The sequence below is a fragment of the Roseovarius sp. 217 genome (genome assembly GCF_000152845.1).
Classification (GTDB): Bacteria; Pseudomonadota; Alphaproteobacteria; order Rhodobacterales; family Rhodobacteraceae; genus Roseovarius.
The window spans coordinates 101,097-122,482 of the sequence record NZ_CH902584.1; the positions used below are offsets into that span (position 1 = coordinate 101,097).

At 62.1% G+C, this 21,386-nt stretch carries 22 protein-coding genes; 10 read left to right on the top strand and 12 right to left on the bottom strand.

Features of this window, described 5'->3' with window-relative positions:
- Positions 1–240 precede the first annotated feature (240 nt).
- On the top strand, positions 241–1,839 hold the full coding sequence (locus ROS217_RS00545) for a phosphoenolpyruvate carboxykinase (RefSeq protein WP_009815672.1): 1,599 nt from the start codon (positions 241–243) through the stop codon (positions 1,837–1,839).
- Positions 1,840–1,904: 65 nt separating this feature from the next.
- Here ROS217_RS00545 and ROS217_RS00550 read toward each other — a convergent pair whose 3' ends face one another.
- The 4 genes from ROS217_RS00550 to ROS217_RS00565 form a co-directional block, all read right to left on the bottom strand.
- Complete coding sequence (locus ROS217_RS00550) at positions 1,905–3,074, bottom strand: DNA recombination protein RmuC (protein ID WP_009815673.1); 1,170 nt, start codon at positions 3,072–3,074, stop codon at positions 1,905–1,907.
- On the bottom strand, positions 3,071–4,906 hold the full coding sequence (gene mutL, locus ROS217_RS00555) for a DNA mismatch repair endonuclease MutL (protein WP_009815674.1): 1,836 nt from the start codon (positions 4,904–4,906) through the stop codon (positions 3,071–3,073). Before mutL ends, ROS217_RS00550 begins: the two co-directional genes overlap by 4 nt.
- 125 nt (positions 4,907–5,031) lie before the next feature.
- Entirely contained in the window at positions 5,032–6,363 is a 1,332-nt protein-coding gene (locus tag ROS217_RS00560; RefSeq protein WP_040650265.1) for an ammonium transporter, read from the bottom strand.
- Positions 6,364–6,388: 25 nt separating this feature from the next.
- Positions 6,389–6,727, bottom strand: a complete 339-nt coding sequence (locus ROS217_RS00565; protein ID WP_009815676.1) for a P-II family nitrogen regulator — start codon at positions 6,725–6,727, stop codon at positions 6,389–6,391.
- Positions 6,728–6,982: 255 nt separating this feature from the next.
- Here ROS217_RS00565 and ROS217_RS00570 point away from each other — a divergent pair, with 255 nt between their 5' ends.
- Positions 6,983–9,130 carry a transglycosylase domain-containing protein gene (locus tag ROS217_RS00570; protein WP_040650266.1) on the top strand — a complete coding sequence of 716 codons (2,148 nt, stop codon included), beginning with the start codon at positions 6,983–6,985 and terminating at the stop codon, positions 9,128–9,130.
- A 54-nt stretch (positions 9,131–9,184) separates the two neighbouring features.
- Here ROS217_RS00570 and ROS217_RS00575 read toward each other — a convergent pair whose 3' ends face one another.
- Together ROS217_RS00575 and ROS217_RS00580 are read right to left on the bottom strand one after the other, a co-directional pair.
- Complete coding sequence (locus tag ROS217_RS00575; RefSeq protein WP_198134848.1) at positions 9,185–9,790, bottom strand: MlaC/ttg2D family ABC transporter substrate-binding protein; 606 nt, start codon at positions 9,788–9,790, stop codon at positions 9,185–9,187.
- Positions 9,780–10,508 carry an MlaA family lipoprotein gene (locus ROS217_RS00580; RefSeq protein ID WP_009815680.1) on the bottom strand — a complete coding sequence of 243 codons (729 nt, stop codon included), beginning with the start codon at positions 10,506–10,508 and terminating at the stop codon, positions 9,780–9,782. The genes ROS217_RS00575 and ROS217_RS00580 overlap by 11 nt, the downstream gene beginning before the upstream one ends.
- A gap of 290 nt (positions 10,509–10,798) precedes the next feature.
- Here ROS217_RS00580 and ROS217_RS00585 point away from each other — a divergent pair, with 290 nt between their 5' ends.
- The 6 genes from ROS217_RS00585 to ROS217_RS00610 all read left to right on the top strand — a co-directional run bounded on the left by ROS217_RS00585 (position 10,799) and on the right by ROS217_RS00610 (position 16,961).
- Complete coding sequence (locus ROS217_RS00585; protein ID WP_009815681.1) at positions 10,799–12,490, top strand: type I secretion system permease/ATPase; 1,692 nt, start codon at positions 10,799–10,801, stop codon at positions 12,488–12,490.
- Positions 12,487–13,794: an HlyD family type I secretion periplasmic adaptor subunit gene (locus ROS217_RS00590; protein WP_009815682.1), complete on the top strand. Its 1,308-nt coding sequence runs from the start codon at positions 12,487–12,489 to the stop codon at positions 13,792–13,794. The genes ROS217_RS00585 and ROS217_RS00590 overlap by 4 nt, the downstream gene beginning before the upstream one ends.
- A gap of 390 nt (positions 13,795–14,184) precedes the next feature.
- Positions 14,185–14,646 (top strand): RidA family protein, encoded by a 462-nt coding sequence (locus ROS217_RS00595; protein ID WP_009815683.1) that lies wholly within the window; start codon positions 14,185–14,187, stop codon positions 14,644–14,646.
- Positions 14,643–15,410, top strand: a complete 768-nt coding sequence (locus tag ROS217_RS00600; RefSeq protein ID WP_009815684.1) for a glycerophosphodiester phosphodiesterase family protein — start codon at positions 14,643–14,645, stop codon at positions 15,408–15,410. Before ROS217_RS00595 ends, ROS217_RS00600 begins: the two co-directional genes overlap by 4 nt.
- 67 nt (positions 15,411–15,477) lie before the next feature.
- Positions 15,478–16,662: a GNAT family N-acetyltransferase gene (locus ROS217_RS00605; protein ID WP_009815685.1), complete on the top strand. Its 1,185-nt coding sequence runs from the start codon at positions 15,478–15,480 to the stop codon at positions 16,660–16,662.
- Positions 16,659–16,961: a 4a-hydroxytetrahydrobiopterin dehydratase gene (locus tag ROS217_RS00610; RefSeq protein ID WP_009815686.1), complete on the top strand. Its 303-nt coding sequence runs from the start codon at positions 16,659–16,661 to the stop codon at positions 16,959–16,961. The genes ROS217_RS00605 and ROS217_RS00610 overlap by 4 nt, the downstream gene beginning before the upstream one ends.
- A 73-nt stretch (positions 16,962–17,034) precedes the next feature.
- Here ROS217_RS00610 and ROS217_RS00615 read toward each other — a convergent pair whose 3' ends face one another.
- From ROS217_RS00615 to ROS217_RS00630, 4 genes are read right to left on the bottom strand one after another with little or no spacing between them, the layout of a single operon-like run.
- Entirely contained in the window at positions 17,035–17,415 is a 381-nt protein-coding gene (locus ROS217_RS00615) for a hypothetical protein (protein ID WP_009815687.1), read from the bottom strand.
- A 13-nt stretch (positions 17,416–17,428) separates the two neighbouring features.
- A complete protein-coding gene (gene flgM / locus ROS217_RS00620) occupies positions 17,429–17,731 on the bottom strand; it encodes a flagellar biosynthesis anti-sigma factor FlgM (RefSeq protein ID WP_009815688.1) in 303 nt (100 codons plus the stop codon).
- Between the two features lie 60 nt (positions 17,732–17,791).
- Positions 17,792–18,490 (bottom strand): flagellar basal body P-ring formation chaperone FlgA, encoded by a 699-nt coding sequence (gene flgA, locus ROS217_RS00625; protein WP_009815689.1) that lies wholly within the window; start codon positions 18,488–18,490, stop codon positions 17,792–17,794.
- Complete coding sequence (locus ROS217_RS00630; RefSeq protein WP_009815690.1) at positions 18,487–19,086, bottom strand: hypothetical protein; 600 nt, start codon at positions 19,084–19,086, stop codon at positions 18,487–18,489. Before ROS217_RS00630 ends, flgA begins: the two co-directional genes overlap by 4 nt.
- A 75-nt stretch (positions 19,087–19,161) precedes the next feature.
- Here ROS217_RS00630 and ROS217_RS23295 point away from each other — a divergent pair, with 75 nt between their 5' ends.
- On the top strand, positions 19,162–19,326 hold the full coding sequence (locus ROS217_RS23295; protein ID WP_009815691.1) for a helix-turn-helix domain-containing protein: 165 nt from the start codon (positions 19,162–19,164) through the stop codon (positions 19,324–19,326).
- Between the two features lie 110 nt (positions 19,327–19,436).
- Here the strand turns inward: ROS217_RS23295 and ROS217_RS00640 are convergent, their stop codons facing one another.
- Together ROS217_RS00640 and ROS217_RS00645 are read right to left on the bottom strand one after the other, a co-directional pair.
- Positions 19,437–19,835, bottom strand: a complete 399-nt coding sequence (locus ROS217_RS00640; RefSeq protein ID WP_009815692.1) for an META domain-containing protein — start codon at positions 19,833–19,835, stop codon at positions 19,437–19,439.
- 5 nt (positions 19,836–19,840) lie between these two features.
- Positions 19,841–20,398 carry a TetR/AcrR family transcriptional regulator gene (locus ROS217_RS00645; protein ID WP_009815693.1) on the bottom strand — a complete coding sequence of 186 codons (558 nt, stop codon included), beginning with the start codon at positions 20,396–20,398 and terminating at the stop codon, positions 19,841–19,843.
- 160 nt (positions 20,399–20,558) lie between these two features.
- Between ROS217_RS00645 and phnC the strand changes: the two genes are divergently transcribed.
- Positions 20,559–21,383: a phosphonate ABC transporter ATP-binding protein gene (phnC, locus tag ROS217_RS00650; protein ID WP_009815694.1), complete on the top strand. Its 825-nt coding sequence runs from the start codon at positions 20,559–20,561 to the stop codon at positions 21,381–21,383.
- Positions 21,384–21,386 lie beyond the last annotated feature (3 nt).

Below are 21,386 nucleotides of genomic sequence, written 5' to 3' on the forward strand. Positions count from 1 at the left end.
TTGATAATGGCTAAATTGACTCACTTAACCCGTCAAAGCGGTGGCGCGTTGTCGCTAACATACGTCTGGTTGCGCTAACTTGCGCTTGGTTGCGCTAACTGCATGAAACCGCCCTATTATTTCACACAAGCGTCATGCTAAGAGCCGCCCAGCCGGGCAGATCGCCCGACCGACGCCGCTCGGCGGCGCCTGAAATGACACCGCATTTCCTGCGGGTCTGGCTAACAGGAGCTTGGCATCATGACATTTGGACGGGTCAACCCGCAATTTCGGCTCGAAGATCAAGGCATCTCCGACCTGGGCAATGTCTATTACAACCTCATCGAACCGGCACTGATCGAGGCCGCGCTCACGCATGGCGAGGGCACCCTCGGTCAAGGGGGCGCATTGCTCGTGACCACGGGCAAATTCACCGGCCGGTCGCCCAAGGACAAGCATATCGTCAAGACCGACAGCGTTGCCGACACCATCTGGTGGGAGAATAACGCCGCCATGTCGCCCGAAGGATTTGAGGCGCTCTACGAGGACATGCTGACCTATCTCAAGGGTCGCGATGTCTTTGTTCAAGATTTGATTGGCGGCGCGGACCCCGCGCATTCGATCAATATGCGCATGATCTCGGAACTGGCCTGGCACAGCCTGTTCAACCGCGCCATGCTACGTCGCCCCGAGCGCGAGGCACTCGATGATTTCACCGCCGATTTCACCGTGATCAACTGCCCCGGCTTCAAGGCCGACCCCGTGCGCCACAACTGCCGCTCGGAAACCGTGATTGCAATGAATTTCGACCGCAAGCTGATCCTTGTGGGCAATACCGAATACGCGGGCGAGAACAAGAAATCGGTCTTTTCCCTGCTCAACTACCTGCTGCCGGAAAAAGGCATCATGCCGATGCATTGCTCGGCCAACCACGCGCAGGGCAATCCGGTGGATACGGCCATCTTCTTTGGCCTCTCGGGCACCGGCAAGACCACGCTGTCCGCCGATCCGGATCGTATCCTTTTGGGCGATGACGAACACGGCTGGTCGGATCGCGGCACCTTCAATTTCGAGGGTGGCTGCTATGCCAAGACCGTCAACCTCAGCGCCGAAGCAGAGCCGGAAATCTACGCCACCTGCTCGATGTTCGGCACCATCATCGAAAACATGGTGTTCGACCCCGAGACGCTGGAGCTCGATTTCGAGGATGACAGCCTCACGCCCAACATGCGCTGCGCCTATCCGCTGCACTATATCTCCAACGCCTCGGATACAGCGCTTGGCGGGCATCCCAAGAATGTCATCATGCTGACCTGCGATGCCTTTGGCGTGCTGCCGCCGATTTCGCGGCTGACCCCAGCACAGGCGATGTATCATTTCCTCTCGGGCTTCACCTCCAAAATGGCGGGCACCGAGCGCGGCGTGACTGAGCCGCAACCGGTGTTCTCCACCTGTTTCGGTGCGCCCTTCATGCCCCGCCGCCCCGAGGTCTATGGCAACCTCCTGCGCGAAAAGATCGCCAAGCACGGCGCAACCTGCTGGCTGGTCAATACCGGCTGGACCGGCGGCGCCTTTGGCACCGGATCGCGGATGCCGATCAAGGCCACCCGCGCGCTCCTGACCGCCGCCCTCGACGGCTCGCTGAACGATGTCGAGTTCCGCAAAGATCCGAATTTCGGCTTTGAGGTGCCCGTGAACGTTCCCGGCGTGGCCGAGGTGCTGCTTGATCCGCGCCGCACATGGGACAATCCAGACGCCTATGATGCCCAAGCCGCCAATCTGGTGCAGATGTTCACGGACAACTTCGCGCAATACCTTCCGTTCATCGACGAGGATGTAAAGGCGGCATCGCTGGGCTGAAGCCGCTTAGCACAGGGCCCTCGCCGTCGATGGCGGGGGCTCGACCATCTGCCACTTTGCCGCCGTCAACTGCCCTTTGCCAGTGGCACAATCGCAGGCTCGGTCTCGGGGGCCAATTCTTCGAAATCGAAATTGTCCAGCCGCCGTGCCCGCCGCCCGGCCTTGTCGGCCGAAATCTTGATTTCCGCCACATCCTTGGACGCTTGGCTGAAATGTCGGTCCAGGTTTTCCACCCGCGCCCCCAAACGATCCACATCCGCAAACAAAAGACCCAGCTCCCGCCTGATCGCCCCCGCCTGATCGCGCATCCGCGCATCCTTGAGGATCGCACGCATGGTGTTGAGCGTGGCCATACAGGTTGTGGGCGACACGATCCACACGCGCGCGGCAAAGCCATCGCGCACCACTTCCGGGAAATTGGCGTGCAACTCGGCATAGACCGCCTCTGAGGGCAGGAACATCAGCGCCCCATCGGCGGTTTCGCCCTCTATAATGTATTTCTCGGAAATATCTTTGATATGCTTGCGCACCGCCGTGCGCATACCCCGCGCCGCCTCGGCCAATTCTCCATCGGTCGTGGCCCGGCGCAGCGCCTCATAGGCCTCGAGCGGGAATTTGCTGTCGATACAGATCGGCCCCGGCGGATTGGGCAGATGAATAAGGCAATCCGCCCGCCGCCCGTTCGACAGCGTCGCTTGCAGCGTGTAGCTGTCCGACGGCAGCGCCTTGGTGACAATATCAGTGAGCTGGATTTCCCCAAACGCCCCCCGCGTTTGCTTGTTCGACAGAATATCCTGCAACGACAGCACATCACCCGACAGCTTGGTGATATTGTCCTGCGCCTTGTCGATGGCCTGCAACCTCTGCTGCAATTCCCCAAGCGATTGCGCCGTGCGTCGCGAGGTGCCTTGCAGGTTCTCGGTCATCGCATGGCTCACCTGCGCCAGCCGTTTTTCCATCAGTTGCAGCAGATGCGATTGCGCCGCCGCCTGCGCCTCGGACACATGGTTGAGCCCGCCTGCCAGTTGATGCTGCCCATCCGACAGCCCCTGCACCCGCTGCCCCAACTGCCCCACCTGATAGGCCAGCGGTTCCGCCAACCGCGCCGACCGATTGGCGGCCCGCAGCGCGAGGATCAGAAGGAGAAGGATCAGAAGCACCACCCCTGCGCCGATCACCACCGCCAGAACAGCCGGATCGTCAAAAGCATAAGACTGATCACCGATCTGAATCATGTGCGCCCAAACAACCGTTCAATATCCGATAGCCGCAACTCCACATAGGTGGGCCGCCCGTGGTTGCACTGCCCCGACATCGGTGTGCGCTCCATCTTGCGCAAAAGCGCGTTCATTTCCTCGGCGCTCATCCGGCGGCCAGACCTGACAGAGCCATGACAGGCCACCCGGCTCAGGATCGCGTCGATCCGCAATTTCAGCGTGCCGCTTGCGCCCTGATCCTGCAACTCGTCAAGAATATCGCGCAAGAGCGCACCCGCGTTGACCGGCCCCAGAATGGCCGGGGTTTCACGCACCGCGAGGCTCCCCGGCCCAAATGGCTCGATCCCGAGCCCCAGCCCAGCCAACGCCTCGGCATGCTCCATCAACAGCGCGCAATCGGCCTCGGACAAATCAACAATCTCAGGGATCAAGAGCGCCTGCGCTGCAACTCCGCTCTCCGCCATTTGACGTTTCAGCCGCTCATACACCAGCCGCTCATGGGCGGCGTGCTGATCGACGATCACCATGCCGGTTTCGGTCTGGGCGATGATGTAATTCTCATGCACCTGCGCCCGAGCGGCCCCAAGCGGCAGCGCCGTGGCAGGTGGTTCCTCCACCTGCGGTTCGGGCGCACTCTCAACCCGCGCACTCCAATCCTCGGCCATATCGGCAAATCCGGGCGCCTGCGCGCTATAGGCCAGGGCCCGCGCCTGAGGCGACGGGCGATCCATCTGATAGATGCGCCCCACCGGCTCTGGCCGGAACGCGCCCAAGGTCGCCCCCGCCACCGTGGTGGACGCGCGATGCCCCGCCTCCGCCAAGGCATGCCGCAGGCCCGACACGATCAGCCCCCGCGCCAGCCCCGGATCGCGAAACCGCACCTCGGATTTCGCCGGATGCACATTCACATCGACCAGCGTGGGATCACAGTCCAGAAACAGCGCCACCGCAGGATGCCGGTCCCGGCTCAAAACGTCCTGATAGGCGGCGCGCAACGCGCCATAGAGCATCTTGTCCCGCACCGGGCGGCCATTGACAAAGAGATACTGCGCCACGGCTGATCCCCGCGAATAGGTGGGCAGCGCGGCATAGCCGGTCATCCTCACGCCCTCACGCGTCGCATCAATCCTCAGCGCATTCTCGGCAAATTCCGCCCCCAGCACCCGCGCCAACCGCCCGTGCAGCGCATCAAACAAATCGCCGCTCTCAGGGTCCGCGCGAAACACGATCCGCCCCTCGCCCCCGCCCGACACCTCGCGCAGCACAAAGCCGACAAACGGCTCGGCCATCGCCAGCCGCTTGACCGTATCGGCAATCGCCTGCGCCTCGGCCCGGTCCGAGCGCATGAACTTGAGCCGCGCCGGCGTGGCATAGAAAAGGTCGCGCAGCGTCACCACAGTGCCCGCATTCAGCGCGGCAGGTTTCACCGCGCCCGCCTGCCCGCCAGCAACCGTAATCTCCGCGGCCGCGTCGCCCGCGCGTGACGCAATCGTCAACCGCCCGACCGCCCCAAGCGACGGCAACGCCTCGCCGCGAAACCCAAAGGTATGGATATTCAGCAGGTCCGATCCGTCAATCTTCGACGTCGCATGCCGCGCCAAGGCGAGCGGCAGTTGATCCGGCGCCATGCCACAGCCATCATCCATCACCCGGATCAATGTCTTGCCACCATCCGCAAAACCCACCTCGATCCGGGTGGCCCCGGCATCAAGCGCGTTCTCCACCAATTCCTTGACCGCCGAGGCGGGCCGCTCCACCACCTCACCGGCGGCAATGCGATTGACCGCAGCCTCGTCCAATTGACGTATTTGCGGCTGAGCGGCGCGTATATTGGGGTTTGGGCTGTTCATACCGCTAGACTTAGCACAGATCGCCGCGATTCTGCCAGAGACGCGATATCGGTCACCGCACAATAAAAAGCCCGGGCGCGAACGCCCGGGCAAGCTCTCTCAAGATCTGTCAGGAAGGAGAAGGATCAGCTCTTGGAGAATTCAGGATAGGCTTCCATGCCCATTTCCGCCATGTCGAGCCCGTTGATCTCGGTCTCTTCATCGACCCGCAGACCCATCGTGCCCTTGATGATCAGCCAGACCACGAAGCTGATGACAAAGGTGAAGGCACCGTAGGCAAAGATCCCCAGAAGCTGTGTGCCGATGCTGGCATCGCCGTAGAACACGACAGCGATTGTGCCCCAGATCCCGCAAAACAGGTGAACCGGGATCGCGCCGACGACATCGTCGATCTTGAACTTGTCGAGCATCGGCACGGCAAGCACTACGATCACACCGCCAACCGCGCCGATCCAGAGCGCACCGAACAGGCTGGGCGCAAGTGGCTCAGCGGTGATCGACACAAGGCCAGCCAAGGCACCGTTGAGAACCATGGTGAGGTCAGGCTTCTTGTAGAGAACCTGGGTCATGATCAGCGCAGCGATCGAACCCGCCGCCGCCGCCATATTGGTGTTGGCAAAGATGCGCGACACGTCCGACACATCGCCGACGGTGCCCATAGCAAGCTGCGAGCCACCGTTAAAGCCGAACCAACCCAGCCACAGGATGAACGTGCCCAGAGTGGCCAGCGCGAGATTCGAGCCCGGCATCGGCGTGACCTTGCCATCCTTGCCATATTTGCCAAGGCGCGGCCCCAGAATGATCGCCCCCGCCAGAGCGGCCCAGCCACCCACGGAATGCACGATGGTCGACCCTGCAAAGTCAGAGAATCCCGCTTCGGACAACCAGCCGCCGCCCCACTGCCAGGACCCGGAAATCGGATACATAAAGCCGGTCAGAACGATGACAAAGGCAAGAAACGGCCAGAGTTTGATCCGCTCGGCCAGAGCGCCCGACACGATCGAGGCGGTGGCCGCGACAAACACCAACTGGAAGAAGAAGTCAGACCCGATCGAGGCATAATCCAGCGCCGCATCCGCCGCCGCAACACCCACCGGGTCAAGCTCTGTCATGGAAAAGAACGGTCCGACCCAACCGGCCATCAGCCAGCCGTCACCGGGATACATGAGGTTGAAGCCAACCAGCCAATACATGATCGTCGCAAAGGAATAGAGAACGATATTCTTGGTCATCTGCATCGTGACGTTCTTGGAGCGCACCAGCCCGCCTTCGAGCATGGCAAAGCCCGCCGCCATAAAGAAGACCAGAAAGCCCGCCATACAGAACAGCAGCGTCGTCATGATGTAGGGGCCGATTTCATCAAAGCTCGGCGCAGCCTCCGCTGCGTCCTGAGCCAGCCCCATCTGCGGCAACGCGATCAGCGTTGCGGCAAGGCCGAGTTTTAACATGGAATTCATGGTAAGTATCCTTTCCCCTGCGCGCTCAGAGCGCGTCATCATTGGTTTCGCCGGTGCGCACACGCACGGCTTGCTGGATGTCGAGCACGAAAATCTTGCCGTCACCGATCTTGCCGGTGCGCGCGGTCTTGGTGATGGTCTCGACCACCTGATCGGCCATCCCGGCAGAAACCGCGATTTCCAGTTTTATTTTTGGCACGAAGTTCACGGCGTATTCCGCACCGCGATAGATTTCCGTGTGGCCGGACTGCGAGCCAAAGCCCTTGATCTCGGTCACCATCATGCCGCGCACGCCGATATCGGTCAGCGCCTCGCGGACCTCTTCAAGCTTGAACGGCTTTATCGTTGCAATGATGAGTTTCACGTCTGCCCCTTTCGGTTTGCGGTGTCTCAGCGCGTTGTTTGCACATGCAGAAAAGGCACAGACGGCAGAGTCTGGAAGGGTGAAGGCGGGAAATCGCCTGTTAAATCACCCCTGCATGCTCAAAATATGTGCATATAAATTAGTAAGCCTAAAATTTATGCAAAATAGAAATCACGATCTGTGCTCAGCAGGTCTCTACTTTTGCGATCCCGCACTATAAACTGTGCCAAAGACACAAGGCCGAGCAGGGCAAGCATGAGCACGTCAGGACCGAGAAAACCGCCTTTGGTGGCCCCCAAGCGCACGCGCAAGGAGCCACCCAAAGCCGCGCGCAGAACCAAAACCAAGACCAAGCGCACGTCGCGCCGCCCTCGCGCGCGCAGCCGCAATCCCATCGTGCGAGTCCTCGGAGGGATCATCCGCTGGGTTCTGCGCCTGATTTGGGGAATCGGTTGGCGACTGACCGCCGTCGTGGCTCTCGTTGTGGCGACATTCGTGGGTTACACCTACATGACCCTGCCCGATTATCAGACTCTGATGGACGGGCGCGCCAAAGGCTCCGTCACCCTGCTGGACAGCGCGAGCGAGGTCTTTGCCTGGCGCGGCGATCAATTCGGGGGCGTCGTCACCGCCGAGACCATCAGCCCGCATCTCAAGAACGCGGTCATCGCCACCGAGGATCGCCGCTTTTACCTGCATCCCGGCGTCGACCCCATCGGTATCGCCAGCGCCATTCGCATCAATCTCAGCGAGGGGCGCGGCCCGTTGTCGGGCAACGGTGGCTCGACCATCACGCAGCAAACCGCAAAACTCTTGTGCTTCGGCACCGCCTATAAAGAGAGCGAATGGGAGAGCGAGGCGGATTATATCTCCGACTGTCGCCGCACATCGCTGGCACGCAAGGCGCGCGAGGCGATCTATGCCATGGCGATGGAGGCGAAATACTCAAAGGACCAGATCCTTTCGGTCTATCTCAACCGCGCCTATCTGGGCGGCGGCGCTTACGGCGCCGAGGCGGCGGCGCAGCGCTATTTCGGCAAATCCTCGGCCAATCTCAACCCCGCCGAGGGGGCGATGATTGCGGGCCTCCTGACCGCACCCTCCACGCTCGCTCCCACCGCCAATCTGGAACGCTCGCGCAACCGCGCCTCGGTCGTGGTCGGGCTGATGCGTCGTCAGGGCTATCTCAACGATCAAGAGGCCGCGCTGGCCCTCGCCAATCCCGCAGAACTCTCCGAGGCGGCAGAGCGGCAGGCAGGCGGCTACTTTGCCGATTGGGTGATGTCCTCGGGACCAGAGTTCTTCACCCGTGACACCACCGAAGATGTGATCATCCGCACCACGCTTGATCAACGCGTGCAACGCGCCGCAGAGGACGCGCTGACCTATATCTTTGACGAAAAGGTCCGGGACGGCTCCAAGGCGCAGGCCGCTATCGTTGTCATGTCCGCCGATGGCGCGGTGCGGGCCATGGTCGGCGGGCGCAAGTCAAAGGTCATCGGCGCCTTCAACCGCGCCACACAGGCCAAACGCCAGACCGGATCAGCCTTCAAACCTTTCGTCTATGCCACGGCATTGGAACTGGGCAATTCCTACGATTCCGTCGTGGTGGACGAACCCTATTGCCTCAACATCCCCGGCTCTGGCCGTTGGTGCCCGGAAAATTACACCCGCAACTACAAGGGCCGCGTCACCCTCACAGAGGCCCTCGCGCAATCCCTCAACATCCCCGCAGTCAAAATCTCCGAGAGCGTCGGGCGCGACCTCGTGCGCAAGGTTGCCAGCGATTTCGGGATCGACAGCGATCTGGCCGCTGGTCCCGCCCTGGCCCTCGGTGCCTCCGAGAGCACGCTTCTGGAAATGACCGGCGCTTATGCGGGCATCCTGAACGGCGGCTCTTCCGTGACGCCCTACGGTCTGATCGAATTGAAGCTGCTGGGCGAAGACACGCCGCTGATGGGCACCGGCGGCGGTATCGGCGAGCGCGTCATTCAGGAAAGCGCGGCGCAGGAACTCATCTATATGATGACGAAAGTCATCGACGGCGGCACCGGCAGCCGCGCCCGCTTGCCCGACCGTGAGGCCGCAGGCAAAACCGGCACGACACAGGCCGCCCGCGATGCGTGGTTTCTGGGCTTTACCGCCGATTACGTCGCCGGCGTCTGGATGGGCTATGACGACAACACCCCCCTCAGCGGTGTGACAGGCGGCGGTCTCCCGGCGGAAATATGGCAGGAAACCATGGTGCGCGTGCATGAAGGGATTGATCCCAAACCCCTGCCCATGCTGCGCCCCAAACCGCGCCCAGCCCCGGTGCAACCGGCCCCACAGCAGCGTCGGGCCCCCCAGCGCAGCAACAACCCGATTGAAAACATCCTGCGGGGGCTCTTCGGCGGCAATTGAAAACGGCGCCCGGAGAGGGGCGCCGTTCACGATAGAACCGAACAGGTAAAACCCTTACCCGGCTTGTTTGAGATCCGCGATCAGGGCGTTCACGTCACCATTGCGACGATCCAGCATCGCCCCGATTTCGGTGCGTTCGCTCAGGCGCAGGCTGATCCCCTCGATGATCATATCAAAGAACAGATCCTTGCCCGACCGGTCCGACACCAGAAAACTCACCTCGAACGGCGATTGTCCGCGCAGATAGGCGGTGGATTTGACCTCGTGCCAGGATTTCACCTGCTTGACCGAGTTCACTTCGATTCGGCCACCGACGAATTCATTGAACCGCTTGCCGTATTTCCGCGCGATGTAGCCACGGAACGCCTCGGTAAAGGCACGCAATTGCGCCGACGACACCCGATTGGCATCCGCACCCAGCGTCGAGCGCGCAATGATGTTCACATCAGCATAGGTGTTGAAGATGCGCTCAAAGTCCGAGATCATCCCCGACAGCGGCTTGCCTGAGGCGATTACATTGTTGATATTGCTCACAACAGCATCCACAAGCGTGCGCGCCCGTGCATCGTCAAGGGCCCAGACAGCGCCGGGGAATGAGGCAAGGCCAGTCACAGCCAGACCTGCGGTGACAAAGTGGCGACGGTTCATGTTATTCAGCATAGGGATCCTCCAACGTGACGGATGGCTCAGATGTGCCGTAGGGGTCATCATAGACATTATCAGATGTACCGCCCAGCTTGAACCGCCGGTTTTGCAGGAAGATCGAGCGTGACTGCGCGTAACTGTCAGCACTCTCGTAAAGGATCGCATCAATCGTTTCCGAGAACCTATCGCGCTTGGACAGCCCTGCGGCCACCCCGGCCCCTGTACCGATCAGGCTCTCGGGGGCTTCGACGATATAGCTGAGCGGATTGGTAAAGAGATCAACGGCAATGCCCCAGGTGTCCCGTTCGGTCGACGGGCCCAAGAGCGGCAGCTCCACATAGGCCCCCTCTCGCGCGCCCCAGACATGCAGGGTCTGACCGAAATCGGTATTTGTGCCCGCAGGCATCCCCATCTCGCTCGCCGGATCAAAGAATCCCCCAAGGCCAACGGTGGTGTTAACCACCAGCCGCGCGGTATCGTGAATTGCGCCCCGCATATTGAGCTGTAGCACATTGTTCACGATGTCGCTCGGCAAGGACAGATTCGTTGAAAACCGCCCAATGATGGTTTCAATATCGTCGGGAATAGCGGCACTATAGCCCTTGGCCACCGGGCGAACCAGGGATCTGTCCAGACCACGGTTGAACTGATGCACCCCCCGGTTCTGCGACTCGTAGGGATCGAACACCCCTTGTGTGGTCTCCGACGGATCAGGTCTCGCGCAGGCGGCCATCAAGGAAAGACCCACCAACGCGGTGACGCGCAGTGCAGGTCCGGAAGCGGAATGGAAACGTGACAGCAACAATGGAATATCCGTTATTATACGAGTCAGAGATTTACATAAACCATAGCTTGAACAAACCCATCATCCCAACGCCCATGTTCACAATGCTGTGGCAGAATGGTGACAGAGCCTGTATGGCAGGATCAGAAACGCTTTGGATCAACAGAACACTTAAACGATGACGGCAGGACATTCGATTGGATAAGTTGAAATTAGAAGCAGGTCGCGAAGAATTGCGCATGGCTCGGCGCGAAAGTCGTGGTCTCTACTGGTTCGTGGGCATTTTCAGTTTTTTCGTGAACCTGCTGATGCTGACCGGACCCCTCTACATGTTGCAGGTCTATGACCGCGTTCTCGGAAGCCGGTCGCTCGAAACGCTGATCGCGCTCTCGGTTCTTGTGCTGTTTCTCTACACGATGATGGGATTGCTTGATTATGCCCGTGGTCGGGTCATGGGTCGGGTCGGCGCGCGGTTTCAGGCCCGCCTCGACCGGCGCGTGTTCGACGCGGTGATTCGTAAATCCGCGGTGCAGCCCGATGCCAATACCGCCACCGGCCTGCGCGACCTCGAATCCATCCAGCGTCTGATGACCTCGCCCGTGTTGCTGGCGATTTTCGATATGCCATGGGCTCCGTTCTTTCTGGCTGCGATCTGGGTGTTTCACCCTTGGCTCGGCATTCTTGCGCTGGTCGGGGGCGCGGGTCTGGTCTTGGTGACGATGATCAATCAGGTCGTGACCCGCCGCCCCACCGGACAGGCCAATACCGCAAGCGTCGAGGCCGAGGCGATTTCGCAGCAATTGCGCAACGAATCCGAGATGATACAAGCCATGGGCATGCGCGACGCCGCCTTTGACCGCTGGCAGACCGTGCGCGGCCGGGCTCTCTCGACGGCCATTCAATCCGCGGATATCGGTGGCACGTTTACCACCTCGACCAAGGCGCTGCGCCTGCTGCTGCAATCGGCGATGCTCGGTCTTGGGGCATGGCTCGTGCTGCGCGGAGAATTGACACCCGGCGCCATGATCGCAGGCTCGATCCTGATGGGGCGTGCGCTCGCCCCCATCGAGCAGGCCATCGGCCAATGGGCTCTGGTCCAACGCGCGATGAAAGGCTGGGACAGTCTCGCGGAACTCTTGGGCACCGTGGCACCTGAACAGCCCCGCACCCCCCTGCCCCGCCCAAAGGCGCGGCTTGAGGTGCAGCAACTGACCATGGTTCCCCCCGGCGAGAGCCTGGCCGTGCTGAAAACCCTGACGTTCAAGGTGGAACCCGGTCAGGCCGTCGGCGTGATCGGCCAGTCCGGCGCGGGCAAATCCACCCTGGCCCGCGCCATCACCGGCGTCTGGCGGCCTGCTGGCGGCAAGATCCGGCTCGAGGGTGCCACGCTCGACCAATATTCGCCGACCGTGCTTGGCCAATTGATTGGCTATCTGCCGCAGCGCGTGCAGCTCTTTGATGGCACCATCGCCGAGAATATCGCCCGGCTCGCCACCCAACCCGATGCCGCCAAAATCGTCGAGGCGGCGCGCAAGGCCGACGCCCATGAGATGATCCTCAAACTGCCCAATGGCTATGACACCCGCGTCAGCGCCAGCGGCGGACGGCTCTCGGGCGGGCAAATGCAGCGCATCGGCCTTGCCCGTGCGATGTATGGCGATCCCATGATCCTCGTTCTGGACGAGCCGAATTCCAATCTCGACAATGAGGGCAGCGAGGCGGTCAATGCCGCAATCCGCGGCTTCAAGGCCGAGGGCAAGGCAGTGATCGTCGTCGCTCACCGCCCCGCCGCAATCAAGGAATGCGACATGCTTCTGATGCTCGAAGGTGGTGTCATGCGCGCCTTTGGCCCTCGCGAAAAGGTCCTCAAGGAAGTGCTCCAGAACCATGAACAACTGACCAGTGCGACCAGTGCCGGAGGTGTGCAATGAGCGCCCCCGCCTCCGGTGCATGGTCCGCCCGCACACCGCTGATCGTCGGGCTGATCGGGCTTATTCTTCTCGTGGGAGGATTCGGCACTTGGGCGGTCTTCACCCAGATTTCCGGCGCGATCATCGCACCGGGCCGCATCGAGGTGGATCAGAATCGTCAAGTCGTCCAGCATCCCGACGGCGGCGTGGTCTCCGCCATCGAGGTCAAGGAAGGCGACCGCGTCAGCGCCGGTCAGGTGCTCGTTCGCCTTGACCCCACCGACCTGCAATCCGAACTCTCGATCATCGAAAACCAGCTTGCCGAACTCATGGCCCGCCGAGGCCGTCTCGAGGCAGAGCGCGATGGGCGCGACACGCTGAAATTCGATCCGTTGCTGATCGAAATTTCGGCCCAGAACAGGGACGCTAACGATCTCATGGCCGGGCAAAAGACCCTCTTCGACGCGCGCGCCCAGACCGTCGTCGCCGAGATTGACCAATTGCACAAACGCCGTGGCCAGATCACAAATCAGATCGACGGCATCGACGCGCAGCAAGTGGCGCTCTCACGTCAACTCGACCTGATCGAACTCGAGTTGACCGACCAGCAATCACTCTTGGATCGTGGCCTCGCACAGGCCAGTCGCGTCCTCAACCTGCAACGCGAACAGGCGCGGCTCAGCGGCACGATGGGCGATCTTGCCGCCCAAAAAGCCGAGGCAGAGGGCCGCATCACCGAAATTGAGATCACCATCCTCAAACTCGGCACCGACCGGCGCGAAGAAGCGATCACCACCCTGCGCGATCTGCAATTCCGCGAGTTGGAATTGCGCGAACAGCGCCGTGCCCTGATCGAACAAATGGGACGGCTCGACATCCCGTCCCCGGTTTCGGGCGTGGTCTACAACCTTCAGGTCTTTGCCCTGCGCTCGGTGATCCGCCCGGCTGATCCGGTCCTTTTCATCGTGCCACAGGACCGCCCTTTGGTGATCAACGCCCGCGTGGACAGCATCCATGTCGACAAACTCTTTGTCGGGCAGGAAGTGACCCTGCGCTTCTCAGCGCTCGATCAACGCACCACGCCAGAACTTTTTGGGCGTGTCACCCAGATTTCCGCCGATGCCTTCGAGGACGAGGCGACGCGCGCCAGCTATTACCGCGCTGAAATCGTGCTGAGCGAAGGCGAACAGGCCCGTCTGCCCGAGGGCACCGCCCTCATTCCCGGCATGCCGGTCGAGGCCTTCATCCGCACCGCCGACCGCACCCCCATCGCCTATCTGGTCAAGCCATTCACCGACTATCTGGCCAAGGCATTTCGAGAGTAGAAGCGACGTTGTGACGGCAGGTTTTGGCATTTTGCTGACATTGGTCCCAACTGGTGAGACGCGCGGTGCCCGTCCGCCGGGTGGGCGCTGCGTCTTCGTCGGCTGGCACTTTATATCCGCCAAAGACTCCCGCGATTTCAAGAGACTGCAACGTTGCAAAAGCGCCCGCCCGAGGGGGCGGACGGGCGCTGCGCGGCGGCGCGTGCCGCGCCTTTATTCCGCGCTTTGGAGATTAGGGCTAAAGTCCCCTTCAGGCCCAAAAGTCCCCCGCACCGCGACCCGCCAAAACGAAACCCGCCGCGCAATTCAGACAGAGTCAGGATTTTCGATTTCCTTCCCCGCGCTCTGCGGCTAGCGTCGCCGCGACACATCCACAAGGGAGACAGAGAGATGAGCCAGTTCGAGAAGAAACTTGCCGAAATGGGCGTGACCCTGCCCAAAGCGCCGGCTCCTGCCGCAAATTACGTGCCCTATGTTCTCGCGGGCGACATGCTCTTTGTCTCAGGTCAGATCGCCAAGGACGGCGACACTCTGCTGACCGGCAAACTCGGCGCTGATCTCGATATCCCCGCCGGGGCCGCGGCTGCCCGCGCCTGCGCGATTGCGCTTCTGGCTCAGGTCAAGGCGGCCTGCGGTGGCGATCTCGACCGCCTGGTGCGCGTCGTGAAACTCACCGGTTTCGTCAATTCCACCGCCGAGTTCACCCAGCAACCCGCCGTGATCAACGGGGCGTCCGATTTCATCGGCGAGGCATTGGGAGAGGCGGGCAAACACGCCCGCGCCGCGGTGTCCGCCCCGTCGCTGCCCTTTGGCGTCGCGGTGGAAATCGACGGGATATTCCAGATCAAATGAGCGCCCTCCCCGACGCGTTCCGTCGCCTTCCCCTCGCCCATCGCGGGTTGCATGATCTGACCCAAGGCCGCCCCGAGAATTCCCGCGCAGGCCTCACGGCGGCCATCGCCGCAGGCTACGGGATCGAGATCGACCTGCAACTCAGTCGCGACAATCAGGCGATGGTGTTTCACGATTACGACCTTGGCCGTCTCACCGCTGCCAAAGGCCCCATTCGCCAACGCGACGCCGCTGATCTGGCGCAGATTCCGCTCTTGGGCGGCGACGAGGGCATTCCCGACCTGCCCGAAATCCTCAGCCTTGTCGGGGGTCGCGTGCCGCTGCTGATTGAACTTAAGGATCAGCACGGCCAGATGGGCGAGAGCTGCGGCACGCTCGAGGCCGCGACCGCCGCCGCCCTCACCCACTATGACGGTCCCGTCGCCGTCATGTCTTTCAACCCGCATATGGTGGCGCGGATGCTCACGCGCGCCCCGGACATTCCGCGCGGCATCGTTACCTGCGCCTATACGGCCAAAGATTGGCCGCTCCTGCCCGAGGCAATCCGCACCCGCCTGCGCGACATTCCCGATTATGACGCCACCCGCGCCTGCTTTGTCAGCCATGACATCGCCGATCTGGACAGAGCCCGCCTTGACGCTCTGCGCTCTGACGGCTCGACACTCCTTTGCTGGACCGTCCGCAGCCCGCAAGCCGAGGCAGAAGCCCGCAAACGTGCAGACAATATCACCTTTGAGGGCTACCTGCCGGATTTCCCCGCTTGAACCGCCTCCGGCGCAGTCCAGATAACCCAGCGGACAATGGCAATCGGGGCAAGGGCAGTCACCGCAGATGACGAACGATCAGATCACCATCACCCTGCACAATCGCCTGTCCGACATCGGGCAGGCCGCATGGGACGCCTGCGCCTGCCCCGAGGCCGCAGCAGGCAGGCCAGAGGATCCCTTCACCACCTATCGCTTTCTCGCGGCGTTGGCGGACAGTCGCTCGGTCGGCACCGGCAGCGGATGGCAACCCCATTACCTGAGCGCCGAACAGAACGGCCAGATCATCGCCTGCGCGCCGCTTTATCTGAAATCCCACTCTCAGGGCGAATATATCTTCGATCACAACTGGGCCCATGCCTATGAGCGCGCGGGCGGGCGCTACTATCCGAAATTCCAGATCGCCGTGCCCTTCACCCCGGCCACAGGCCGCCGCCTGCTCACCCGTCCCGGATATGAGGATATAGGCCGGGCCGCGCTGATCGAGGGCGCGGTCGATGTGACGACACGCAATGCGCTCTCCTCACTGCACATCACCTTTTGCACCGGACAAGAGGTCGAGACAGGTGCCGCCCATGGCCTCATGCCCCGCCGCACCCAGCAATATCACTGGCTCAATCGCGATTACGCCGATTTTGACAGCTTTCTCGCGGATCTGTCCTCTCGCAAACGCAAGGCGATCCGCAAGGAACGCTCCCGCGCCGCAGAGTTCGGCGGCGAGATCGTGACCCTCACCGGCGATCAGATCCAGCCCGAACACTGGGATGCGGTCTGGACCTTTTATCAGGATACCGGGGCGCGCAAATGGGGCACGCCCTATCTGACCCGCGCCTTTTTCAACCGGGCCCATGACACCCTGCGCGACGATATCCTGCTTGTCCTCGCCCTGCGCGACGGACAGCCCGTGGCCGGCGCCCTGAACTTCATCGGCGCATCGGCGCTTTATGGCCGCTACTGGGGCTGCATCGAGGATCACCCCTGCCTGCATTTTGAACTCTGTTATTACAAGGCGATCGAATTCGCCATTGAACAGGGCCTGCAAAGGGTAGAGGCTGGAGCACAAGGTGAACACAAACTGGCGCGCGGCTATCTGCCAGTGGCCACACATTCGCTGCACTGGCTGCGCGATCCGGGCTTTGCCGAGGCGGTCGCGCAGTATCTCAAGGCCGAACGTGCCGCCGTCGACGAGGATATCGACATCCTCACCAGCTATGGGCCCTTCCGCAAGACGACACAGGAGGATCACGAATGACCGAAAAACTCAGCGACACCGCCCGCAAGACCACCCTAGAGCCCTTGCTCGGGAATGGCTGGGCCATGACCGAGGGCCGCGACGCGATCCACAAAACCTATAAGTTTGGCGATTTTGTCGAGGCCATGGGCTTTATGACCCGCGCCGCCCTCTGGGCAGAGAAATGGAACCACCATCCCGAATGGTTCAATGTCTACAACCGGGTCGAGGTGACGCTCACCACCCATGACGTGAGCGGTCTCAGCAGCTTGGACGTGAAACTCGCCCGAAAATTCGATGGGTTGGCGGCGCAGACTTAATACCAAAAAAACGCCCCGGCACTTGGCCGGGGCGCATCACTTCATGGTCCAGACAGGCCCCCCTGCCCGGACCTCAATGCTTGCGCAACTTCCGGATTGCCTCCAGTTCCGAGGCACTGATCCCGGTATTGCGTGTGATGGCATCGGGCTTTTGCCCAAACCGCGCCATGTCGATGGCCTGCTCGATCATACGGTCACTCACCAGCCAGTCGAAATCACGGCGCATCTCGTCCATGCGATCCGCGATGCTGACCAAGGACGCCTCTTCTCCCAGCCCAAGCCGGGTCCCCAAGCGACGGGCGATATGCTCGATCTCGGCCTCGCTCAGCCGCAGCACCTGGCCGCTCAAATGCGCCACCATCCGCGCCATCCGGAGCGACACGGCAAGCAAGAGCGGCAGCGCGATCATGCAAAGCACCGTCAGCGCATAGAGGGTAATCTCAAAATTAGTCATGTCTGCCCTCGTCTCAGCGCATCATCGCGCTGTAATCCTGAAAAATACTGTCGGCGATGCGCTTGGCATCCACCGGATAGTTGCCATTGGCGACCGCGTCCTTGATCCGCGAGACGCGTTCGGCATCAAACGGCGGGCCTTGGTCGACCATGCGCTCGATCACTCCGATCGAGGCAGACGTGCTGAGCTTGACGGAATCCACGGAACTCACAGGCTGATGCGCTCGCGTGCCGCTGGCACCGCCCGGCGCGCTCTCGGTCGAAACCGGCATCAGCCGCGGTCGCGCGGCGTGGGAAGAGTTGACTGAATCGACCATTGGATCTCTCCGGTGGGACGCCATCAGGGCGCGGTTCTTATAGTCAAGAACGGCGGGAGCTCAGCGGATGTTAGGCCGAACTGTCACTTTGTTGCGCCCCGTCACCGTCACATGCACCACGTCACCGCTCCCGGCATTGGTCACACGGATTGCCTGCCCCACCTGTCCGGCCTCAAGCGCGACACCGGCCGCCTCGATCCGAATGCCGCCCATAGCCGTGACAATGGTCACGGGACCGCCCTCCTCCACCTGCCAGTCATGCTCCAGATGCCGCACCAAGAGAGGTTGCCCGGCACCCAGATTGCTCTTGAGGCGGCGACCGATCGCCGTTTCAACGGCCTCCACCAGATCACTCTGACCCGTCGTGGCAATCTCGACCTCGCGCAGATGCTCTGCCCGCAACACCGTGCCGCGTGGCAGGCTCTCGGCCAGCACCAGCGCGACCCGCTGCGCCCTGTCGCCAGAGACGCCCGGCAAACGCGGCGCGGCCTCGCCACCCTCAATGCGGATCACGCGCGTCCAACCGCCCGGCCCGTCACAGCTCAGGCTCACCGCCTGCCAGCCACCCTGATGCGGTGCAATCTTTGGCGCAACCGGACAGGGGGGAAAGGCGCGATGCACCGACAGCACCGGCTGCCCCCCCTGCCCAGCCGCCGTCAGCGCCTGCTCGACAAGCACCCGAACCTCGCGCCCGTCCAGAGCCGTCGCCGCCATCGGCACGAGACACGCCAAAGCCAACCCAAATCCGATCCGGATCATAAGCCCGCCTCGACGAAATAGACCCGCAAACCATTGAAACTCGCCAGCGCGCGGCTTGGGTCCAGCGGACGCAGCGTGGTCCGGCTATTGTCCAGCGCAACCACTTCCAAGAGACCAAAGCCGTCATTGGGATCATCCACAAACGCAAGGCTGGCCCGCGTCAGGCCGTGCCGCCGCCCCAGCGGCACGCTCAGCCCGTCAGACCCGAGCGCCAGACGCGCCTCGGCGGGCTGACAGGCCAGACCATCGAGCATCGCGCGCACCTCTTGCAACACCCCAGCGGTAAGACCCGCCTCGGCGCTGCTGCGACTCTGCCCGGCAACAAGACCCGCGACCCCACCGCGCGGCACCGCCGCCTGACGTTCAATCCGGCGTCGCACGCCATTGCCATCCGGCCCGATCACCGCCACCTCCAGCGCCAGACGCAGCGTCTTGCCCTGTCGCTCCACAGTGATGCTCTGGTTCATCCGATGATCCCCCGCAGCAGGCAGCGATTGGCCGCGCGTGAGCGTGTTATAATCCAGCGCCGCCGCCACAGGTGCCGTGGACAGTGGCGCGATCCGCTCCAGATCCGTGTCGGGATGGGCACGCAGCACCGCCTGTTAATTGCCACTGAGAATTGACCCGGCGGGTCAATTCTCAGTGGCAATTAACACGAAAAGGAACTCTTTGTGCTGCGTCTTGCCGCCGATGGTCTGACCAACAAGGAAATCGCCCGCGACATGGGCACCAACGAGGTGACCGTGAAAATGCACATGCGCGCGATCTGCAAAAAGCTGGGCGCCCGCAACCGCGCCCATGCCGCGATGATCAGCCGCGAGGGCGCGCTGATCTGACGGGGCGACTCGACAAGTTTGGACAAAGAACACGGTCTAGGCGATTGGCTTAGCCCACAACCATGCCTGCGCGGAACGCGCCGCCGCGCGGCCACTCTCCCGTTGCCGTCCTACTCCGCCCCATCGCCCCCCTGAAACACCATCTCGCGCCCTGCGTCATTGGACAGGATCAACACATCCCCCAGAACCTCGACCAAGGTCATTTCGCCGAGTGCAGCGAAATACAGCGCCTCTGCCGCCAACTCTGGACAAGCGCGCTTGGTTGCCGCCACATTCTCGGCTGAAAACCACGGATAGGGTGCGGTCTGCCGCCCGGAATAGCCGTTACAGGGGGCCGCACCCGCCAATTTCCCTTCTGCCGGAAACGTCAACGTCGCCTCTGCCGCAAACGCCGCCCCGTCAATGCTCTGAAGATGCCACACCGGATCGGCCCCACCATGACCCGTCACACTCTCATCCTTGCAATAGCCCAGCACAGACAGCGCCATGACCGCCAAAACCAGCCGCATCGGCCTTACCTCAGCGCCAGTATGAGATCGACCAGCGATCCGATGGCGGGCGCCGCCTGATCCTGCGCCGTGTCTCGCATCGCTTGCATGCCAATCGCAGACGCATAGAGAATCCGCGCCATTTCCAGATTGCCGATGTCACAGGCGGACAATAGCCGATGCAACCGCGTCAGACGCATCTCGTCGACTTGTGCCACCGCCTCTGCCGCGACTGGATTAGCGCCAGCCCAAGTCCGGATTGCCGATTCGGCGCGCAAAGACAGGCTATCGCCTTGCACCGTCGCCGCTATGCTCTGGGCAGTGTCACGCAGCCTCACGGTGTCCGTGCCAGCTTCTGACGCCGCGTCAAGCGCCACTGCAACCTCAGCCTGCCACAACGCGAGAAGTGCTTGGTGATAGGCGGGCACATCCGCGAAATGCCAATAAAACGAGCCTTTTGTTGCCCCCAGCCGCCGTGCCAGAGGCTCCGCCCCCAGCGCCGCCGGACCCGCCTCGCACAGGGCCTCGAATCCGGCCCAAAGCCAGTCAGTCTGCGTCAAACGGGGGCGGCGGATCGCACTCATGGCTCAGCCATACGCAGCCAGCCCTCGGGCTGCAAGGGGTGGCGCTGTCACGGTGCTCTCCCCATACACCTCAACCCTCTGTCGCAAAAGTTTTACGCGCCTGTCGCAAACTCTTTGAGAACGCCGGTTACGTGGGTCGCAAACCAAGGGAGCATTCTTCGTGCTGAGTATCGACACGCTGACCAAGACATTCGGCCGCAATACGGCGGTGGACAAGGTGACCTTCACCGTAACCAAACCTATGATGATCGGCATCATCGGGCGCTCGGGCGCGGGCAAATCCACCCTGCTGCGGATGATCAACCGCCTAACCGATTGCTCCTCGGGTCAGATTCTCTTTGAGGGGCGCGACGTGACCGCCCTCAAAGGGGCCGACAAACGCAGTTGGCAATCCGACTGCGCCATGATCTTTCAGCAATTCAACCTCGTGCCGCGCATGGATGTGGTCTCGAACGTGCTGCATGGCACGCTCAATCGCCGCTCGACGCTGGCCACGATGTTCAACCTCTACCCCCATGCCGACATTCACCGCGCCATCGAGATCCTCGACCGGCTTGGCATCGCAGACCATGCTCCCAAACGCGCCGAGGCGCTCTCGGGCGGGCAGCAGCAGCGCGTAGCCATCGCCCGCGCCTTAATGCAAGACCCCAAGATCATCCTCGCGGATGAACCCATCGCCAGCCTCGATCCAATGAATGCGCAACTGGTGATGGACGACTTGCGCCGCATCCACGAAGAGGACGGGCGCACAGTGATTGCCAACCTGCACACGCTCGACACCGCGCGGCGCTACTGCGACCGGGTGATCGGCATGCTGCATGGCCGTGTCGTGTTCGACGGCACGCCCGAGCAACTGACCACTGGCGTTGCCCGCGACATTTACGGAGCCGATAACAGCTTTTCCGAAGAAAGCACCTCGACCTCCATCGAAACGCTCGACCGCAGCACCGCCCGCGCCCTGCGCGCGGCCGAGGCGGCGGTCTGACCG

Excerpts from the sequence above, each read along its gene's own strand:
- ROS217_RS00545 (WP_009815672.1), top strand. The coding sequence starts at position 241 with ATGACATTTGGACGGGTCAACCCGCAATTTCGGCTCGAAGATCAAGGC.
- ROS217_RS00550 (WP_009815673.1), bottom strand. The coding sequence starts at position 3,074 with ATGATTCAGATCGGTGATCAGTCTTATGCTTTTGACGATCCGGCTGTT.
- mutL (WP_009815674.1), bottom strand. The coding sequence starts at position 4,906 with ATGAACAGCCCAAACCCCAATATACGCGCCGCTCAGCCGCAAATACGT.
- ROS217_RS00560 (WP_040650265.1), bottom strand. The coding sequence starts at position 6,363 with ATGAATTCCATGTTAAAACTCGGCCTTGCCGCAACGCTGATCGCGTTG.
- ROS217_RS00570 (WP_040650266.1), top strand. The coding sequence starts at position 6,983 with ATGAGCACGTCAGGACCGAGAAAACCGCCTTTGGTGGCCCCCAAGCGC.
- ROS217_RS00575 (WP_198134848.1), bottom strand. The coding sequence starts at position 9,790 with ATGCTGAATAACATGAACCGTCGCCACTTTGTCACCGCAGGTCTGGCT.
- ROS217_RS00580 (WP_009815680.1), bottom strand. The coding sequence starts at position 10,508 with ATGGCCGCCTGCGCGAGACCTGATCCGTCGGAGACCACACAAGGGGTG.
- ROS217_RS00585 (WP_009815681.1), top strand. The coding sequence starts at position 10,799 with ATGGCTCGGCGCGAAAGTCGTGGTCTCTACTGGTTCGTGGGCATTTTC.
- ROS217_RS00590 (WP_009815682.1), top strand. The coding sequence starts at position 12,487 with ATGAGCGCCCCCGCCTCCGGTGCATGGTCCGCCCGCACACCGCTGATC.
- ROS217_RS00595 (WP_009815683.1), top strand. The coding sequence starts at position 14,185 with ATGAGCCAGTTCGAGAAGAAACTTGCCGAAATGGGCGTGACCCTGCCC.
- ROS217_RS00600 (WP_009815684.1), top strand. The coding sequence starts at position 14,643 with ATGAGCGCCCTCCCCGACGCGTTCCGTCGCCTTCCCCTCGCCCATCGC.
- ROS217_RS00605 (WP_009815685.1), top strand. The coding sequence starts at position 15,478 with ATGACGAACGATCAGATCACCATCACCCTGCACAATCGCCTGTCCGAC.
- ROS217_RS00610 (WP_009815686.1), top strand. The coding sequence starts at position 16,659 with ATGACCGAAAAACTCAGCGACACCGCCCGCAAGACCACCCTAGAGCCC.
- ROS217_RS00615 (WP_009815687.1), bottom strand. The coding sequence starts at position 17,415 with ATGACTAATTTTGAGATTACCCTCTATGCGCTGACGGTGCTTTGCATG.
- flgM (WP_009815688.1), bottom strand. The coding sequence starts at position 17,731 with ATGGTCGATTCAGTCAACTCTTCCCACGCCGCGCGACCGCGGCTGATG.
- flgA (WP_009815689.1), bottom strand. The coding sequence starts at position 18,490 with ATGATCCGGATCGGATTTGGGTTGGCTTTGGCGTGTCTCGTGCCGATG.
- ROS217_RS00640 (WP_009815692.1), bottom strand. The coding sequence starts at position 19,835 with ATGCGGCTGGTTTTGGCGGTCATGGCGCTGTCTGTGCTGGGCTATTGC.
- ROS217_RS00645 (WP_009815693.1), bottom strand. The coding sequence starts at position 20,398 with ATGAGTGCGATCCGCCGCCCCCGTTTGACGCAGACTGACTGGCTTTGG.